Below are 19,887 nucleotides of genomic sequence, written 5' to 3'. Positions count from 1 at the left end.
CGGAAATAGCAGTATAAATAGCCTGACATAAGCCGACCAGAAATGTGCCCGCATTCCTGGTCGCATATTTTATAAAAAAAGCAGGCAAAGGGTATCCAATTTCATTCGCCGGCAGTCTTATACCATATACTATGGCAATATTGATGGGACACCTGAGGGGGCCAACAGTTTATGATCATAGCAAAGGGTAGGAAATCCTTGAATGATATCATTAAGAGAGTGAAAATCAATGGTGTTGATTTGCCTGATTTCCGGATCAATCATAATATGTTAACCAAGAGCGAAATACTGGAACTGTTTTACTGATGCATATTTATTTAATATAAATGGGGTAGTACAGGTTGGGTATCTTACATCATCTGCAGAGGCGGTGTAAGACATACCTGTTTATGTCCCTGTGATTACTATATCCATGTTCGTTAATCTCTAAGATCTGAACAATGAAATATTTATATGAGAATTTCACATTCCCTGCCGATCAATCGTTTACAATCAGGAAAGAGGTATTGGAAATGGAGGAGTATAATACATTTAAAAGTCACGTCAATTTTGAAATTGCGCTACTGGAAAATTGCCTGGGGAAAAGGTTTATCGGAGATCACATCGCTGATTTTGATGGGCCGGAGCTGGTACTTTTAGGGAGCTATCTGCCGCACTGCTGGCAGTACCAGGACGTACAGGATTTCAGGCAGCCCCCCATGGCTTATATAGTGCACTTTTTCCCGGATTTTATAGGTACTGCGATCCTGGAAAGACCGGAGGCAAAAGAATTGAATATTTTGTTCAGCAGAGCAGCAAGAGGTATTTTATTTTCAGGAGATACGATTATCCAGGCCCGGTTTATTTTAGAACAGATGCTGGGTGCGAAGGGACTCCGGAAAATTGCCTGGATGATAGAATTGCTGGATGTACTCGCTCATTCAGAAGAAAGCACGGTGCTGGCTTCCCCTTATTTCAACATTATGGGAACATCAACCCAGGAGCAGCGGATCACACAGATATTTGACCATATATATAAGAATTTCAAGCAGGACATAACCCTGGAGGAGACGGCGGCAGTCATTCATATGTCCCCCAGCGGTTTTTGCCGTTACTTTAAACAAAAAACAAACAAAACATTTATCGAAATTTTAAAAGAGATAAGAATTGGTCATGCTGCCAAACTATTGCTGGCAGGTACCCATAACATATCTGCTGCCTGTTATGAAAGCGGGTATAATAACCTCTCTAATTTTAATAAACACTTTAAAGAAGTAGAGGGACTATCTCCCAGTAATTTTTTGAAACAATATCGTGTACATTACTAGAGAGCTGTGATTAGAAGTACGAAGTTGTAAAACCAGGGGGTATTTAATTTTCCATACCCCAGTTTTCCTTCGGCTTATCACCCATATAAAGTTCGAGTGTATCGCCGTTGATGATATTCGTATAATTAATATAACACTTGTTATACACCTTGCCGTTTAACCTGGCCGATTGTATGTACCTGTTCGTAGCCGAATTATTATGCGCTATAATGGTAAATTTCCTGCCATTGGCATATCCGGCATCTGTTTGTATTGTTATAGTACGAAACAACGGGCTGAATATTTCGAACCTGTTTTCCCCGGGACAGGAAGGGTGCAATCCACTTGCAGCCAGTACATACCAGGCTGACATTTGCCCAACATCTTCATTGCCTACTAATCCTTCCACCGAGTTATGATAGGCCCTGTTACATATTTCTCTCACCCATTTTTGGGTGAGGTAAGGCTTTCCTAATTTATTAAACATAAACGGAACAAGGTGTACGGGCTCGTTAGCATGGTTATAAAAATTATTCCACTTCATAGATGCCGGCGTTTTCTCAAAAAAGGACTGGAGTTCCTTTACTGTGTTTTCACGACCACCTAGTAATTCTGACAACCCTTTAATATCATGTGGTACAAACCAACCTTGCTGATAAGGATTACTTTCTGTACACCCAAATCCCATGGCCAGTATGCTGTCTTTAGGAAGCGGAACCCATCGCCCTTCATCGGTTTTGGGCCTGAACCAATGGATCGAAGTATCAAAAATATTCCGATAGCTTTTTGAGCGATTGAAATATAGCGCGGCGTCCTCTTTTTTACCCAGACTGTCTGCCAACATAGACAGGCTCCATTCAAAATAAGCATGTTCCAATGTTTCAGAAATATTATTGGAATGTCCTTTGTCACCGTTGCCAAACCTTTCGCAGGAATTTCTTGCATAACGGTATGCCTTATCAATATTGAATTGCCGGATACCTTTATTATACGCATCCACCAGCACAGATACTGCCGGATTGCCGTTCATACAACCACTATACGCATTTAAAAATTCCCAGCGTTCCAGGTATTGCTTGCCACTTTCGTCAGCCAGTTCCACCAGTGAATTAATCATATCATTTACAACGGAGGGGTTAATGATATTCTGTAAGGGGAATTGACTCCTGTATACATCCCATCCGCTGAAAATAGTGCGTTTTACAAATTTGCTGGTTTGGTGAATTTCATTATCGCCTCCCACATAACGCCCATCTACATCGGTATAGCAACGTGGATCAATCATCGTATGATACAGTGCTGTATAAAAAATTGTTTTTTCATCTTCAGTACCACCGTCTACCTTTATTTTATCCATGGCCTTTGYCCAAAGTGCTTTTGCCTGGTGATTAACGGCGTCAAAGTCGAAATCTTTTATTTCAGTCTTCAGATTCTTCTCCGCGCCCTCCATGCTTACAAATGAAATACCTGCTTTTAGAAATACTTGTTCATCCTTGCTGGTTTCGAATTCAGAGAAAAATCCAAGGTGCTTTCCCTGCATTTTTTTTGCTCCATATACTACTTTAGCATTTGCCACCATGTCCTGGTATGCATCGCTGGTAACATCTTCTCTTTTTCGCTTCATGCCTTCTGGAATATCAGCTGTCCATACTCCAAATTTTTTGAGTGGCTTACTCATCACAGCAAAGAAGTAAACGGTATAGTTTGGCTTTCCATCTCCATTTCCCCAGCCTCCGCCTTCGGGAGTGCATTTCATCCAGCCGCGGATAGTATGTTCGTTCACGACCTCCATATATTGCTCTGTAGATGTACCTCCTACGCGGCGGGCCAGATCGATCTGTATACGTGACTGTTTACCCGCCGGATAGGTAAACCGGAGTATACCACTATGTGGAGCGGCTGTAGCTTCCGCTCGTATGGAGTAATCTGTTAAGGTAGCGGCGTAATATCCGGCCTCCGATCTCTCACTGTGTTTATCGAAATGAGAACGATATCCCTTCTTTTCACCATTTTCTTTGCCGGAAAAAGTTTTCAAAGGCCCGTTAGCAGGCATCACCAGGAAGTTGCCAAGGTCTCCATACCAGCCAACACCACTCATTTGAGTGAAAGCAAAGCCTTCTATTGTTGTATGCTCATAACTGTAGCCACTACCGTTATCGCCTCCTGTAATGGTATTGGGACTTAATTGAACCAACCCAAATGGAGTTGCTGCACCGGGAAATGTTTTACCAAGGCCGGCGCCATCTCCGGCTTTGGCAATGCTGGTGCTGGCGCCAATAAATGGATTAATATAGTCTACCGGTTTTTTTTGGGCAGCAACGAAACCGCTTACAGCAGTCAAAAAGCCTCCCAGGAGATATTTCTTTAACGATCCGTTCTTTAGCATTATATCATTAATTATTTTGCAACTTAAGCCTGTTCAAGGTTTGATATGTTGAGGGAATCTACAAATGTCTACATTCTGTATTCATTGAATGACAGTTAATTTAGCCAATTTTGGTGTTATTTTGACTTTTATCGCTTCCTCCACCTCGTTATTATCACACGCAAAATAATAGACTGTTGTTACCTGTCTTTTGGTGTCAATAACGGAAGGAAATCAGGAGGGAAAGATATTTATGGACATTTCATCAACATGAAAAAACTATCTGACATAAAGCGATTTGAGTGCCAGCTGCCCGAAAGCCTTCATCACGGATATTTTAGAAGGAATTTTATCTTCATTGTCGCTAAATACTCTTTTAAGATATAGTGCCTTAAGACCCCCCATTATTATAGTCAGCATTACCTTTTCATTATGTAGGCTCCGTCGAGCACCCGCTAAGTACCTATAGAAACAGTGCAGGAAAGGTGGCCTTGATGCGGGGGTGAGTTTCGGATGTATAACCGGGATGAAATTGAATCAGCAGATGGATGGAGGTGAGAAGTGGCCATAGCAGGGCTGCTTCAGTACCAGGGGGGAGCATAAACTGATCGGGGAAAATTAACTCGACAAGCTAATCGACCATAAAAGAGAAACCCGCGCATTGCGCGGGTTTCTGGTGATCCTTGCGGACTACCGGGGACAAAGTTCGAACCAGTTTATAGATGATTTATCTGATATTCAGACATTTATTAAGCAAACTGGTTTCTAAACATGCTACTACTGTGTAAAAATAGATGATCAGAATATAATTTAAATAGCGATAAAATGATTCCCTACTTTTATATTATATAAATTGAATATATGAAATACATTACCCTATATTTATTACTGTTTGCCAGTATCTTATTTTCAGCATGTGGTAAAACAGACTCCGTTTCTCTTAATATCAATAAGCAGGACTCCACTATACGTATTTCATAATTTATTTGCTCAGCAGCCGCCTTTGCGAGGGACACGTTTAAAAATTACTTTACTATCTCGTTCTACATATTCGCCCGATACTATTGGGTATGAATACTTGGGCGCGTACGATACGTAATGGCTTCTTATAATTATCTTGTCGTTAACTTTCAGGCTATGCAATTGCTCAAGTTGAGACTTTTCCGGCTCAAATTTTACAATGTAATCGACACCATTAATCCTGGCCATCACACCGAAACCTAATCTTGATCCTGGCGGAAGAGAAAGAGAGGTTATAACAGCCTCCATATTGGTAAAATCACTTAAATGCTTACTTATTTTAGCAGCACCGGCATATACTTTTTTACCTGCGGGAGACGCTTCCCATTTTTTGAACTTTACACCCTCAGGGGTAGCCTCCCATTTTTTCAGTTCGGCTTCCCTTTCAGCAGCTGAGAGTGGTTTTTGGGTTGGCCTTTTAGAAGTTTCATTTTTAATTTCGCGATTAGCAAATACTAGTCCGCTTACCACAACCAGCAGTAAGATCAGCGCATAAATAACTTTTTTCATATTTTTTGTGGGTTTAATTAACATAGATCTATCTGTTGATAAATCAGATCCATTTAAGGCATTTTTTTTATTTTTCATATTCTTTTAGAATTGGTGCAACAAAAATACTTTGATATGTTTCAGCCTGAGGAATTTGCATTGTAAATAAAAATGTAACCTTTGTAAATAAATTGTAAATGGTATGTTTTATGGCCGAAATCTACTTTCCGGGAGACGCGAGTACCTGTGGGGAGTGATATTACTCTCATTTATCTCTGTGATTTGCGCGGCATTCAGTATGACTGGCAGTGACGATTTTGATATCGCCAGGAGAGAAGTTTTGCTTCGGAGGATAGGAGATGAACTACTCACCGAGTCGGGCGACAGTAAATCAAGGGTTCTTCCGGTAAAAAAGATCGCGGAAAATGAGTACCAGATCAGGTTTGAGAATGAGCTTACTTTTCAACCGGACTCGCTGGTGAATACTACCCGGCGTTTGTTGGCCAAAGACCCTCTCGCAAGTGACTATGTAGTTAACGTTCTGAACTGTGGCAACTCCAGTGTAGCCTATGGATACGCTATATCCAACAATAAAAAAGATGATATTATAGCTTGTAGAGGAAGGGTGCAACCCAAAGGATGTTACATGGTCAACATTAAATTTAAACCGACAGGAATAAATACAGCAAATGGGTATCTTCTGGGCAGCCTGTCGGTTTTAGCATTTGTTGGTTTTATTTTTTTTAGGTCGGTTAAACCGCGAAGCGCCGCGCCTGTAGATCAAAATACTGGCATTTTAACTTTGGGCGCGGTGTTGTTCGATGCGAAGAATCGGCAATTGACAATAAATGGGAAAACCATAGATCTGACAGGAACTGAAACACGTCTGCTGCTTATTTTTGCGTTGTCTCCTAACCAGACTATAGAGAGAAGCCGGCTGCAAAAAGAGATATGGGAGGATGAAGGTGTTATTGTAGGGCGTAGCCTGGATATGTTCATATCAAAACTTAGAAAAAAACTGGAATTTGATCCGAATATCAAAATTGCTGTTGTACGCGGCAAAGGATATAAGCTTGAGATTAGTTCTTAAGAAGCATCTCCTCGCCAAAACTGATCTTATTAGGCTTCAATCTAGCCTTTGTAAAATTCTATCGTGAACTACTGGTACTGTATCATTAAAGAATTACCCTTACCGGGCCAGGGGGAATCAAACTTTTGGGTTTTAGTAACAATCTCATTTACAATAACTTGAAATTTTAAAATAGCTGTTGAAGAAAATTTCAGATTAGTTTTTATACAATTTCCCAATTGCTATCAAATGCTATTACGTAGCAAATCAGGCATCATTGCTTCTTCTCTTTTTTTAGGTATATTTATATACTCCCTTAACCCATTATTACATGCACTTTTTCAAAAGTTCCATCATTTTATCGCTAACATTATTTGTTACAACAGCTATCCGCGCACAAACGAATATTTACTATTCAGACATAGACCTGTTTTGGAAAACATTCGATAGCATACATACTGTTAATGACGCTGCACAGCAAATACGACTGATACAGACCATGTATCTTGATAAGGGGACCAAAGGATTAAAAGAACTGGCCCGCATCAGAAACTGGACACCCTCGAAATTTCATAAAAGCATTTTTGCTCATCCCGATTTCTGGGCATCTATCAGACCTAACACACTGAAAGTAAAAGAGAGCAAAGCAGATATCGAAAAATTAATAACGGCATATAAAAAACTATACCCCCCATTTAAAACACCAGCAATTTATTTTACTATTGGATATATTGGAACAGGAGGAACTACTACACAAACGGAGGTACTAATAGGAACGGAGATTGGGGCATCAGACAGCACCACCAACTCAGCGGGACTTAACCCTTTTTTACAAGGTTATTTTAAAGACAATAAGGGTATTTTGCAGATTGTGGCACATGAACTCTCCCATACACAACATAAAGGAGGGGACATGGAGGACAAAGCCCACACAAACCTGCTTGGATTTTGTATTGCGGAAGGCTTATGCGATTTTATCGCAGAGTTGTTGTTACAGCACCCGTTAAAAACGCCATACATGCATTATGGTAAGGAACATGAAAAAGGAATATGGCAAAAATTTAAACAGGAAATGCATGGGACTGAGTTAAAAGACTGGTTATATAATGGTATTGATCTGGGATATTTTGTAGGATACGCCATTTGTAAGTCTTATTATGAGCATGCCACAGATAAGGCTAAAGCGATCGGGTATATGATAAATATAGATAATGAACAGATTGCAGATTTAGATAGGTTTTTGGCTGCTTCCGGGTACATGCAGTAGGTCCTGATCTGTAATTATAATCCTATCTCAGTAAGTTATAGTTAACCTTAATGAAGAACGATAAGCAATGAGAGAGAATTAATTGGAACCCGACTAACTAATTGAGCGGGTTTCCGGTGATCCTTGCGGGGTGGAGGGGGACAATGGTCGAACTTATTTGTCGTAGACCTGAAGAAAATTTCCTTGTTGGCCCACGAGATTATTTGAACAAAATTGTAATTTAAAGGAAGCAATTTTTTGATTAGATCTAGTTAAGAATATTCTTATTGTATTGAAAACCAGTTACCTGAAATTATAGCCAGGATGGAAATTGAAGCTCAGAAATCCATTCAGAGAAAACTTGAATGGAAAAAGCAGGAAGAGGAGCGAATAGAAGAAGAAAAGCAGCTTAAGGCAAGAAAACAGCGAAAGAAACTTGAATTGGATGAATTTAAAAAATTGATAGTAAGCGCTGACCGGTGGAATACAGTACAACAACTGCGGAGTTATATAGAAGAAGTTAAAAAATATTCAGAGAAAACAAACACTTTAACCGATGAATTAAAAGAATGGCTAAGCTGGGCGGAACAAAAAGTAAATTGGTATGATCCCCTTATTAATGCGAAAGACGAATGGTTAAGCGATGAGGATAAAAACAGCATTTTTACTCAGGAAAGAACCACGGTAAATGAGTTTTTCAATCATTCCCCTGATACGTCTTATTTCCCTCGTCCATGGTATGCTTCCCGAAATAGATAACAGTAGCGATCTGTATATAGATAATTTATAATGTGGAAACGGAAATTAAAAGCCACAATAGTAGTTTTAATTTCTGTGCTATTCAGATTTTGTAAGGGAAACTATTAACTCAAAAACCTAATTTCAAAGTTATAGCACGAGGATGAAAAAAACTTAAGCTATTTCCAGTACAACAAAGACATCCGAAGAATCATGTATACCACCAATATTATAGAAGGTTTCCACAGACAACTCCGTGCTGTTACAAAGTCAAAAGGCGCTTTCCAATCAGAAGAAGCCTTCATGAAACTTTTATTCCTTGTTCAGGAAAATATATGTGCCAAATGGAACAAGCCTGTTTACAACTGGAATCAGACTCTTGGCCAATTATCGATTATATTTAGTGATCGATTAAAACTTAATCTCCTATTCGCCAACAGCCATTTTAGTTTACAGGGCGTTAGAGTTGTAGGAAGCTAACTTTTAACGCACTTGTAATATCCCCATAAATTAATCCTGTAATACCCAATTTATTGCTCTAACTTTAGCAAGGTTGCATTTGACTTCTTCTGATTTAGTTTGGGTTTCTTTTTCTTCCTTAGCCCCTGTTTTTTCAGTAGTATGCATATTTAATTAAAATTATATTTGTGAATATTTTTGTAGGTAATATAAGTGACAGAACAACTGAAGATGAGATATGGTCTTTATTTGACCCATTTGGAGTTGTATATAGTATTAATGTGGCTTATGATAAGTACAGTGGCCGTTCTAAAGGCTTTGCATTCGTTGAAATGCCAGACGATTCCAATGCAGTACTGGCAATTAAGGAATTGAATAATTCAGTAGTTGCTGGCCATACAATAGTAGTGTATGAGGCTCGTCCAAAACCTGAAAGACCAGAAAATAATCGTTTCTCCAGATCTGGCCCACGCCCTGGATTTAAACCCAGATACTAATAGTTGGATGTTTTAAAACGTCGGTTACCTTTATCTGGTAGGAGAACAAAAGAGCAAAGCCACAGAATACGTTAAGTAGTTTGTAGCTTTGCTTTTACTTTTCTATGTACCGGATGGCAGCAACCCAAGCTGAATTTTCCATTGAATTTTCTAATTATACCCTTAATAAACCTCAGTAACAAGAACTGTTAGCAACTGGGTTCCGCCCATGAGGTGACGATGAAGATTTGTATCATCATGTTAGTTGTGTGAGTTCGGAAACTTTAGGCTTTACGAGTTCTTCGGTCTGTATGAATAGTGCATTGTTTCCCTAAGCTTGATTTCGAAATAATGTGATTTACCACACACTGAATTTGCGATTTAGTTCCTGTGCAGTCATTATACTTCTATAGACTTCTGCATTGTCAAATCAAGTATAAGTTGTGTGAAGAAAACAATATTGTCAATCGCAATGGGTTGAATGATTGTTGATGTAGGCATCATTCTGCTTACAATCCAACAGTAGTACAAACTAAAAAGCGGGAAAAAATGGGAAAAAGGATTTTGTTTGTGGTTACAAGCCGTGATTCTTTTCTTTTGGTCAAGTGTCGTTTTTAACGGTTTTTACCGCTTTCTCCCACTATTATTGACACGTCAAATGCCCCCAAAATTGCAGGCATTCGATCAACATACGCCATTGGGAGAATCACTAACGAGGAGAGAATTAATCGGAACTCGACTAAATACTCGACTTAAAATAGAAAAACCCGCGACTAGCGGGGGTTCCTTCGAGATTTTGCGGGGCGAAGGGGACAATGTTCGAACTTATTTGTGGCAGATTTGCAGAAGATGATAGTCTATGGTTCTTAAGCTTAAGATGGCGGCAGATCATTGTGGTGAGATTGTTTTACGTAGCTAGTACTGGTTTTCTTATTACATTAATGTGTAATGATATGATAGTCAATCGTAAATAATATGATGAAGCTAATTTAGGAAGGATAAATCACGGATATTATAAAATCATTCCATGAGTTTGCCAATTGGGCTTTACCAGTATATATGACTAGGTTTAGAGCGAATTTGATGTCCAATTTGGCTTTAAGTGTTCGAATTTGTATATTTAAAGCCAAATTGCAAGAAATGAGTAGAATAATCGGAAGAGAGAAGGAATTGAAAATTCTAGAACAGGCGATGAAATCTGAGACCTCCCAGTTTATTGCAGTATATGGAAGGCGGAGGGTGGGTAAAACTTTTTTAATCAGAGGAGCCTTTCAACAGGATTTTGCCTTTTACCTTACTGGCGTAGCTAATATAAATCTACAACAGAATTTGTCCAATTTTCAAAGAGCCATGCAGAAATATCATCCTGATGAATCTGCTCCTTTTCCGGAAAATTGGTTTGCCGCTTTCGGTCAACTGGAAGAATTATTATCAAAAAGCGGGAAGCAAAAAAAAATAGTATTTCTGGACGAACTTCCATGGTTGGATACTGCACAATCTGGCTTCATTCAAGCACTCGACTATTTCTGGAATTCATATGCTAGTGCAAGAAACGATATTATTCTGATTGTATGCGGATCTGCCGCCTCATGGATGATCAATACACTTATTCATAATAAGGGAGGATTACATAACAGGGTTACTCACAGGATACGTCTCGAACCCTTTTCATTGGGGGAATGTGAGACTTTCTTTCAGAGCCGCGGAGGAGTATTTAGTAGATACCAAACAATTCAATTATATATGGTGATGGGAGGTGTACCTTTTTACCTTGATTATGTAGACGTAAGTATGAGCGCCTCTCAAAATATAAATCGATTATGTTTTCAACGGGACGGATTATTGACAGAAGAGTTTAGGGATCTTTATACTTCTTTATTCAATAAAGCAGAAAAACATCTTTCGGTCATAGAAACGTTAAGCAAGAAAGCAAGAGGATTAACACGTTCCGAAATTATTCACGATACAGGATTACCAAATGCAGGAAGTACGACAAGAATATTAAATGAACTGGAGGAAAGTGGCTTTATACGTAAGTATTTCTCATTTGGCAAGAAGGAGAAAAGTAGTCTTTTTCAGTTATGTGATTTTTATTCTTTGTTTTATATCAGATTTATACGCGGAAATCATGCGTTGAACGAGAATGCCTGGATTAATGGACTTGATTCACCTCAACAGAGGTCCTGGAGTGGTTATGCATTTGAACAGGTGTGTCTTGCTCATCTGACAGAGATTAAACATGCGCTTGGTATCAGTGGTGTCCAGACAAGTAGTTCTTCATGGATCAATACAGGTGAGGGGAGCAAGCGACAAATAGATCTGGTTATAGATAGAAAAGATGATGTTATCAATATATGCGAAATGAAGTTCTCTATTAATCCTTTTACTATTGATAAAAAGTATCAAACAGAATTACAGGATAAAATAGACACATTCCGAACAGCAACACGTACTAATAAGTCCATTTTTTTGACTATGATTACTACTTTTGGAATAGTGAGAAATATGCATTCTAATAGTATAGTTCAGAATAGTTTAACTATGGATGATTTATTTCGATGATTTAAATATTACTTATGTTCACATTGAGAAAATTTGAATTACAGATAAGTGATACAATCGTATATAGAGGAAGGGAATATTATGAAAATGGAGCTGTTGTTGATGTGGAGGAAACAGGAAAAGACTTCTGGCAAGCCGATGTGATGGGAACCGAACTATATACAGTGAGCGTGGAGATTTTAAAAAAGGATAGAATAAAATCATATTCATGCGACTGTCCTTATGACGGTGATATTTGCAAGCATGTTGTAGCTCTTTTATTTCTTCTGAGGGAAAAAATTATAAACACTGCTGCTCGCAAAAATGTAGTCCCCAAAACAGATTTTTATAAGTTAATACAAAGAATAAGCTTAGAAGAGCTCCAGGAATTTATTTTGACCCATGCAACAAAGGATGAAACCTTCAAATCTCTCTTTGAGCGGTACTTTTCGGATAAGGATAGCAGTATTAATATAGAAGATAAGTATACGAAACAGCTTAAAAATTTCATAGGGAGTCATTCGAGCGGAGATTTTTTTGATTATCGATCCATTCACAGGCTGGCAAATGAGGTTAATGGATTGCTTGATGAGGGCCGGCAGATGATACAAAAAAGCAATTTCCGCGGTGCTTTTATTGTAGCGAGATCTGTGTTAACAGAAGTTATCGAACTTATTACTTACTGCGATGATTCCAGTGGATATATTGGAGATATTATCAACAGTTCTATAGAACTGATAAGGGTTGTCGCAGAGGCAGAAAGCTTAGCCGTGGATTTGCAGGAGGAAGCCCTTTTTTTCGCACAATCAGCATTAAATCGTCCTATATACTTTGATTATGGTGATTTTGGATATGAGATAGTTGATCTGTATCAAACTCTTGCCATAAAACTAAATAGAGAAAAATCCTATTTGGAGTTTGTTGATGGTCAGATTAAAATGACTTCAGCGGATGAATATCCCTACAGAAAAGAATATTTCATTGTACAAAAAATAGCCTTTCTGAAAGCTATAGGAAATATTAGAGGAGCTCAGGAGCTTGTTCGTGAAAATTTAGATATTGTTGATGTCAGACGTGGGGAAGTAAATGGTTTAATAGAAGAAAAAGATTTCTCTCCGGCGAAGAAATTTATAGCCGAAGGAATTAAAGTTGCTGAAAAGAAAGCCCATCCAGGAACCGTTGCGGAGTGGCAGAAAGAATTGCTGCGCATTGCTGTTTTAGAAAACGATAAAAAGACGATCAGGCATTACACGAAGTATTTTGCTTTTAATCGGGGCTTTGATAAAGTTTACTATAATCAATGGAAGAATACCTTCACCATTGATAAATGGGAAGAGGAAATAGAAAAATATATTGAGGAAAGAATAGCAAGTGTAGAACTGCAATTTCAAGAAAATAAGGGCAAAGCATGGTATTCGACCGATACATTACTGCTTGATTTACTTGCCCCTATTTATATTGAAGAAAAATATTGGGACAGGCTACTTGCACTTATGAGCAAGGAAACAGATTTGGACAGATTATTACAGTATCATAACCATTTGATAAAGATATATCCGGTACAGCTATTGGCAATATATATTCCTGCATTTGAGCGTAAAGGAGATGTGGTTGGGAACCGTAGGGAATATGCAGATTTGGCTACTAAAATGGAAAAGGTAATTAGAGCTATTCCTGAAGGAGGAGATGAAATTATAACCGTGGCAGAGGAATTAATCCGTAAATACCCCCGCCGTCCCRCTATGTTGAAGAACTGAATGCAGTCGTTTGTTTTAATAGATACCCTTCGCGGAACCCAAATGATAATATTGTAACTTAATAAACGAACCTTAATCCAAGTAAAGTAATATAAACTGATCGGGGGAAATTAAAGGGAAATCGACTATAAAAGAAGAAACCCGCTCATAGAGCGGGTTTCTTCAACATTTTGCGGACCGGACGGGACTCGAACCCGCGACCTCCGCCGTGACAGGGCGGCATTCTAACCAACTGAACTACCGATCCTTCCTACAGGCAGGCTTTTCAGCCATTCCGTATTCCCCGTTTGGGGTTGCAAATATATAAATAATAATTCCAAATAACCAAATATTTCTATTTTTTGTGTTCCAGCAATGCCAGACGCGCATAGTGATCGGCCAGCCGGGTGGTTTCCGGCAGCCGGTACTGGGTGCATACTTTGAGGACAATGTCCGTGGCGGTAGCCAGAGATATTTTATGCCCGGTGGATACAAATACCGGGTTAATACCGTCCTGTGTTCTTAATGCATTGCCGATATGTTCCGGGTCCAATAGTGGGGCGATGCTCCCTCTGGCGGCTCCCAGGTCGTTATATTCGCCGCAAAGCTTTGTTTTGCCACAGCCAATCACCGGCTTATCCAGGATAACGCCAAAATGAGAAGCCAGCCCGAAACGGCGTTGATGCGCTACTCCCTGTCCATCACAAATAATGAGGTCGGGATGTAGTGGTAGTTTTTCGTAGGCGCGTAACAGTGGTGGCATCTCCCGGAAGGAAAACAAGCCCGGGATATAAGGAAAGGTGACTTCCATACAATGGGAGGCAACGGCGATTACCTGTAAGGTATCATAATCCAGCAGTACAATGCTGCCGGCAATCAGGTTGGAATCTTTGTCGTATTCTACATCTGTGCCGGCAATAATTTTTATAGGGTCAGGTAATACATCTGTGGTGATCACCTTTGCGCGTAACTCTTCCTGTATGGCGATGGCTGCATCTTCAGTAAGCATCGGATAATGGTTTATGGATAGCTGCCAAAGCTACAGGAAATTATTATAGTTTTGAGGTGCACTGAAAGCTTATATTTGGTAATATACCGCAATCCTATTTTTTTATGGAACCTATAACAGCAACACAACTAAAGAATATTCCGGCGCTTAAGGATGTACCATTGGAACAGCTGGACTGGCTGATTTCGCAGTCGGAAGAGCGGGTGGTGCCGGAAGGTGAGCCGCTGTTTAAAGCCGGCGATCCGGTGGTCACCACGGTGATTGTCATCACCGGAAAGGTGCGTATTTCCTCTACCATTAATGGTCATTACCGGGAAGTAGCAGAATTAAATGATGATAGCATCACCGGATGGTTACCTTTTTCCAGGGTAAAGAATGCGATAGGAACTGGTCTCTGTTTGAAAGAGACGCGGGTGATTTCCTGTCATGCAGATGTATTGAAGAAAAATATAGAGCAGCATTACGAACTCACGGAAGCGCTGGTACACATCATGACCAGCAGGGTACGGGATAATACGTCTTTCCAGCAACAGAATGAAAAGATGATGGCGTTGGGAAAATTGTCTGCCGGGCTGGCGCATGAGTTAAATAATCCGGTGGCAGCGATTACGCGTAGTGCTACTGCTTTGTTTGATAATATCCGGAACCTGCCGGCTATTTTCAGGCAGATGTCGGCAATTTGTTTATCAGACAAAGAGGCCGGCGTATTAGTAGATCAGTTATTGCATATGCAGGGAAGCAGGCCGGAGAAAGCGCCGGGTATGCTGGCATTGTCTGATAAAACGAATGAGCTGGAAGACTGGCTGGAAAGCAAAAATATAGATCAGCTGGAAATAGCGGAGGTACTGGCGGAGTATGATCAGGATAAAGATGCATTGGAGAAGTTTTGTCAGCAATTCCCGCCCCAGCATCTACCGGTAATATTCAGCTGGATACATAGTGCCCTGGTCGCCAACAGGATGGTAACCGATTTGCAGTTATCTGCCAAAAGAATAGCTGACCTGGTAGCCTCTGTGAAAAGTTATACGTACATGGATCAGGAACCGGATAAACAATTCATCGATATACACAGCGGTATACGCAATACCCTGGCGATGCTGAATTTCAAAATCCGAAAGGGGAATATTGAGATTGTGGAACAGTATGATACTACCTTGCCAAAGATAAAAGCATTGCCGGGAGAATTAAACCAGGTATGGACTAACCTGGTAGACAATGCCATTGATGCCATGGAAGTCAATAAAAAGGGGAGCCTGGAAATTGCTACCACCAAAGACCGGCAATATGTACACGTTACCATTACGGATAATGGTCCTGGTATTCCGGCGGAAATTCAATCGAGAATATTTGAACCTTTTTTTACTACCAAAGAAATGGGAAAGGGCACTGGCCTCGGACTCGATGTGGTGATGCAGATAGTGCAAAGGCACCATGGGATTGTAAAGCAGGTATCTGTTCCGGGGAAAACAATTTTTACCGTTTCCTTTCCTATAGAAAATAATTAACTTAGAAGCTATGAGTCTGCCTATAATATTTGCAATTGATGATGACAGACAGGTGCTGAATGCCATTACCCAGGACCTGAAAACCTACTACAGAAAATCTTACCGTATACTGAGTACGTTGTCCGCCACGGAAGCATTACAAAGCCTGATAGAACTGAAAAACCGGAATGAAACCGTGGCACTTTTCATCTCTGATCAGCGGATGCCTGAAATGGAAGGCGTTGATTTCCTGCAACAGGCGATCGCTATTTACCCTGCTGCCAAAAGGGTGTTGCTGACCGCGTATTCTGATACAAGTGCCGCCATCAAGGCGATTAACGAGTTAAGACTGGATTATTACCTGATGAAGCCGTGGGATCCACCGGAAGAGAAGTTGTATCCGGTGATCAATGATTTGCTGGACGACTGGCAAAACAGCTACCGGCCGGAGTTTCAGGGTATTAAGGTGCTGGGGCATCCTTATTCTTCCAAGGCTTATCATATTAAGGAATTTCTGGCCAGTAACCTGATACCTTATCATTCTGTGGATGCCAGCGGGGAAGAAGGAAAGTTGCTGATGCAGATTAATCAGGTGGATACTGCTGCTTTGCCGGTGGTCTTTTTTGAAAACGGGGAAATGGTTTCCTGTCCACCGATCATTGATATTGCCGCCAGGATTGGTTTGAACCCTACCCTGAAAAATGAAATCTATGATGTGGTGATTATCGGTGCCGGCCCTGCGGGTTTAGCCGCCTCAGTTTACGGCGCTTCTGAAGGACTGAAAACATTGCTGGTAGAGCGGCATGCGCCAGGTGGACAAGCAGGTACCAGCTCCCGTATAGAGAACTATCTTGGTTTCCCTTCTGGTTTGAGTGGTGCAGAACTTACCCGCCGTGCCATTACACAGGCAACGCGATTTGGAACAGAATTTTTGTCGCCCCAGTCGGTGAAGGAAATTAAGCTCAAGGCAGATTATAAAATTGTTTGCCTGGAAAGCGGTACGGAAATCAATACACGTGCGGTAGTAATTACCACAGGTGTTGATTACCGTAAACTGGATACTCCCGGCATTGCACAATTTACCGGGGCAGGAATTTATTACGGGGCTGCCACTACAGAAGCAGCGTCCTGTAAGGAAAAAAGTGTGTATGTGCTGGGAGGAGGTAACTCCGCGGGCCAGGCAGCAGTGTATCTTTCCCGGTTTGCCAAAGAAGTCTTTATCATTATCCGGAAAAGTGACCTGACGGCTACCATGTCTTCTTACCTGATTGATCAGATCAATGATATCCACAATATTGTGATACTGAATCATAGCGAAATCGTGGAGGCTACCGGTACCGACAGGTTAAATGGTCTGAAAATAGAGGACCTGAATACCAAAGCAATAAAAGAAGTGACTGCCGATGCCTTATATATATTTATTGGTGCAAGGCCATATACAGATTGGCTGGGGGATCTTATTATAAAGGATGAGAAGGGGTATGTACAAACCGGCAGAGAAATGAAGTCGTTTGACTATTTTGGTAAACTATGGAAGCTGGACAGAGAACCCTATTTACTGGAAACCAGTTGTCCTGGCATATTTGCTGCCGGTGATGTGCGCTCCGGCGCTATGAGCCGTGTAGCCTCTGCGGTAGGAGAAGGGTCTATGAGTATCAGCATGGTGCACAAATATTTAGCGGAAGTTTAAATCTTTTTTATGTCAATATGTTCACACCTGGAAGCCATTACAGATATCAGAATCGGGACGGAGCATGTATGTGAGGAATGTATAAAACACAACGGTACCTGGCTGCATTTGCGCACCTGCCAAACCTGTGGCGCCACGCTTTGTTGTGACGATTCTCCTGCACGGCATATGACACAACATTACCATGCTACCACGCATCCGGTGGTTGCTTCTGCAGAACCCGGCGAACAGTGGTTATGGTGCTATGTGGATAATTCTTTTGCAGAATATTAATCAGGGAGATAAAAATAGCTACACAGCAGCCGGCAGGAACGAACTCCTGCCGGCTGCTGAATATTTAGCACGCAGGTATATTTTTATAATTTTAAAAATTATAAAATATATACAAACTTTTCTCATATTCGAAAAGTAAATTTATATTGCTTCCATAAATGATTGTAATGGGATGTAACGTTATGAAATCCACATCGACTTTCAACTTTAGGTAAAACCAATTCAATACAGAGGCCGTTTTTATACAATAGTTCACCGTTATAGTTACTTGTCGAACTAAGCTAAATCGATTTTTAACAGGAGTATCAGCCAGGAATCAGCAAAGTTAATATCCACGTAATATTAAGCGATTACATTTGTAGGGACTTGTTATTTTCCAACTATGTTCGGGCATAAGAAATTATCTTTCCAAAATACATCCGCTACTTCGCGTCAGCAGGATTTTGAATCATCTGTAACTGCTTACTGGGACAAGCTATTAGGCATTGCCGTGGCTAAAACCAATGCGCACGATGCATTTGATATTGTACAGGATGTATTGCTTTCTCTCTGGGAGAAATGGGAAGAGGTGCCCAAAGATGAAACACTGGAGTTTTACCTGCTCAACGCCCTGAAGTTCCGCATATTTAAATATTACCGCACCAATGGCCGCTATCAGGCACATCTCAGAAAGCTGGAAGTATTACTGAATGATACACTTGAAATCCCCGGTGCGCTGGCTCCGGAAGATTTATACGGTCTGAAAGAAGGCATTATAAAGGACGCTATGGAGATCCTTTCTCCCAGCCAGCGTCAATTATTTGTACTACGCGTACAGTATCATTATTCCTACCAGAAAATAGCGCAACAACTGGGTATAGATCCTGCATCAGCAAGGGTTTTGTACAGTCGCGCCTTAAAGCAGGTGAAAGCACATATCAAAGAAAATCCTGCCTTGTCTGCCAGCCTCGTTTCTTCTTTTTTGCTGTTTACAATTTCTTAACATTCCCCTTAGTTAACATTTTTTGCTCTCCGGGTATTCACCTATAGATGGCACCGAAAAAATACCCAAGGGCTCATGCTCTGTTAGAAAAATTTTATGCAGGTAAATGTACACCGGAAGAACTGGCCATATTAGACAGCTGGTATGACGGTTTAGGTAATGACGCAGATATGCCTGCGGCAGATGCCAGCCATTACCAGCAACAGTTTCTGGCTAATTTCCGTAATGGGCTGCCCGGCGCAAAAATCGTCTGGTGGAAACAATCTGCTATTAAATGGACCGCCGCTGCTGCCAGCATTTTATTACTGTCAGGTGCAGGGTATTGGTGGATACATCCCGCTAAACAAAAAACAAATCCATCCGCAGATAATGCGGCTTTCCTGGTCACCAACGAAACCAATCACATCAAACTGGTGATATTGCCAGACAGCTCCCACATCTGGCTGAATGCTGCCGCCTCGCTGCGCTGGAAAGAAGACTTCAATCAGAAAGTCCGGAGCGTACAACTGACCGGCGAAGGATTTTTTGATGTACACGGACAAACAGGTAAACCTTTTATTATCCACACCAGGGACCTGACCATACAGGTATTGGGCACACAGTTTAATGTAGAAGCTTATCCGGCAGAAGGCTTGACACGCGTATCGCTCGTACAGGGTAAAGTAAAAGTGCGTGCAGGAAAAGATAATACCATTCTGAAGCCAGGCTATGCAGCGGTTTATAACAATGAAGAAAAAGGAATAGCTGTCAATGAAACAGATGCCGGTAAAGTAGCGGCATGGAGAGAAGGCGCATTCAGCGCTACAGATCTGCCGCTCAGAGATGCCGTAATGCGCTTGTGTACCCGCTACGGATACAATGTTCGCTGGGAAAATGCACAGGGCGCAGACAAAAATATTTCTGTGATGTTCAGAACAGACACTTTCACAAAGATGCTCGACAACCTATGCTACATCAGTCGTAAGCGATATCGCATTTCCGAAAGACAGGTTACCATTTATTAATACACGTGCGAACACTCCTG

General features: G+C 40.8%; 15 protein-coding genes, 1 tRNA gene and 1 pseudogene. 13 read left to right on the top strand and 4 right to left on the bottom strand.

What is annotated here, in order from left to right; all coding sequences use genetic code 11:
- The first annotated feature begins 440 nt into the window (after window positions 1-440).
- Window positions 441-1,307: a helix-turn-helix domain-containing protein gene (locus AC1DP6_RS07745; protein ID WP_477054305.1), complete on the top strand. Its 867-nt coding sequence runs from the start codon at window positions 441-443 to the stop codon at window positions 1,305-1,307.
- A gap of 43 nt (window positions 1,308-1,350) precedes the next feature.
- On the opposite strand, the gene AC1DP6_RS07740 is transcribed toward AC1DP6_RS07745, so the two are convergent.
- Both AC1DP6_RS07740 and AC1DP6_RS07735 read right to left on the bottom strand, forming a co-directional pair.
- Window positions 1,351-3,672, bottom strand: a complete 2,322-nt coding sequence (locus AC1DP6_RS07740; protein ID WP_477054304.1) for a GH92 family glycosyl hydrolase — start codon at window positions 3,670-3,672, stop codon at window positions 1,351-1,353.
- Window positions 3,673-4,641: 969 nt separating this feature from the next.
- A complete protein-coding gene (locus tag AC1DP6_RS07735) occupies window positions 4,642-5,259 on the bottom strand; it encodes a hypothetical protein (protein ID WP_477054303.1) in 618 nt (205 codons plus the stop codon).
- 103 nt (window positions 5,260-5,362) lie between these two features.
- On the opposite strand from AC1DP6_RS07735, the gene AC1DP6_RS07730 reads away from it, so the two are divergent.
- From AC1DP6_RS07730 to AC1DP6_RS07700, 7 genes and pseudogenes are all read left to right on the top strand, one after another.
- On the top strand, window positions 5,363-6,250 hold the full coding sequence (locus AC1DP6_RS07730; protein WP_477054302.1) for a winged helix-turn-helix domain-containing protein: 888 nt from the start codon (window positions 5,363-5,365) through the stop codon (window positions 6,248-6,250).
- Window positions 6,251-6,560: 310 nt separating this feature from the next.
- Complete coding sequence (locus AC1DP6_RS07725; protein ID WP_477054301.1) at window positions 6,561-7,496, top strand: DUF2268 domain-containing putative Zn-dependent protease; 936 nt, start codon at window positions 6,561-6,563, stop codon at window positions 7,494-7,496.
- 303 nt (window positions 7,497-7,799) lie between these two features.
- The gene (locus AC1DP6_RS07720) at window positions 7,800-8,234 is read left to right on the top strand and encodes a hypothetical protein (protein ID WP_477054300.1); all 435 of its coding nucleotides are present in this window, start codon (window positions 7,800-7,802) and stop codon (window positions 8,232-8,234) included.
- 153 nt (window positions 8,235-8,387) lie between these two features.
- Window positions 8,388-8,693, top strand: a pseudogene (locus AC1DP6_RS07715) (transposase); the annotation flags it as partial.
- Between the two features lie 167 nt (window positions 8,694-8,860).
- Complete coding sequence (locus AC1DP6_RS07710; protein ID WP_477054299.1) at window positions 8,861-9,169, top strand: RNA recognition motif domain-containing protein; 309 nt, start codon at window positions 8,861-8,863, stop codon at window positions 9,167-9,169.
- Window positions 9,170-10,288: 1,119 nt separating this feature from the next.
- A complete protein-coding gene (locus tag AC1DP6_RS07705; protein ID WP_133809273.1) occupies window positions 10,289-11,710 on the top strand; it encodes an AAA family ATPase in 1,422 nt (473 codons plus the stop codon).
- A 14-nt stretch (window positions 11,711-11,724) separates the two neighbouring features.
- Complete coding sequence (locus AC1DP6_RS07700; protein WP_477054298.1) at window positions 11,725-13,446, top strand: SWIM zinc finger family protein; 1,722 nt, start codon at window positions 11,725-11,727, stop codon at window positions 13,444-13,446.
- A 173-nt stretch (window positions 13,447-13,619) separates the two neighbouring features.
- On the opposite strand, the gene AC1DP6_RS07695 is transcribed toward AC1DP6_RS07700, so the two are convergent.
- Both AC1DP6_RS07695 and nfi read right to left on the bottom strand, forming a co-directional pair.
- Window positions 13,620-13,693 (bottom strand) — tRNA-Asp (locus AC1DP6_RS07695).
- 87 nt (window positions 13,694-13,780) lie between these two features.
- Complete coding sequence (gene nfi, locus AC1DP6_RS07690; RefSeq protein WP_477054297.1) at window positions 13,781-14,434, bottom strand: deoxyribonuclease V; 654 nt, start codon at window positions 14,432-14,434, stop codon at window positions 13,781-13,783.
- Window positions 14,435-14,538: 104 nt separating this feature from the next.
- Between nfi and AC1DP6_RS07685 the strand changes: the two genes are divergently transcribed.
- The 5 genes from AC1DP6_RS07685 to AC1DP6_RS07665 all read left to right on the top strand — a co-directional run bounded on the left by AC1DP6_RS07685 (window position 14,539) and on the right by AC1DP6_RS07665 (window position 19,867).
- Window positions 14,539-15,939: an ATP-binding protein gene (locus AC1DP6_RS07685; protein WP_477054296.1), complete on the top strand. Its 1,401-nt coding sequence runs from the start codon at window positions 14,539-14,541 to the stop codon at window positions 15,937-15,939.
- Between the two features lie 10 nt (window positions 15,940-15,949).
- Window positions 15,950-17,608, top strand: coding sequence for an NAD(P)/FAD-dependent oxidoreductase (locus tag AC1DP6_RS07680; protein WP_477054295.1), 1,659 nt, complete (start codon window positions 15,950-15,952; stop codon window positions 17,606-17,608).
- 9 nt (window positions 17,609-17,617) lie between these two features.
- Window positions 17,618-17,881 (top strand): UBP-type zinc finger domain-containing protein, encoded by a 264-nt coding sequence (locus AC1DP6_RS07675; protein WP_441573901.1) that lies wholly within the window; start codon window positions 17,618-17,620, stop codon window positions 17,879-17,881.
- A 382-nt stretch (window positions 17,882-18,263) separates the two neighbouring features.
- Window positions 18,264-18,863 carry an RNA polymerase sigma factor gene (locus AC1DP6_RS07670; protein WP_477054294.1) on the top strand — a complete coding sequence of 200 codons (600 nt, stop codon included), beginning with the start codon at window positions 18,264-18,266 and terminating at the stop codon, window positions 18,861-18,863.
- A 47-nt stretch (window positions 18,864-18,910) separates the two neighbouring features.
- Window positions 18,911-19,867, top strand: coding sequence for a FecR family protein (locus AC1DP6_RS07665; RefSeq protein ID WP_477054293.1), 957 nt, complete (start codon window positions 18,911-18,913; stop codon window positions 19,865-19,867).
- Window positions 19,868-19,887: the final 20 nt, after the last annotated feature.

This window comes from Chitinophaga sp. 01L420, from assembly GCF_056399985.1.
This window is presented reverse-complemented; position numbering and strand designations above follow the sequence as displayed.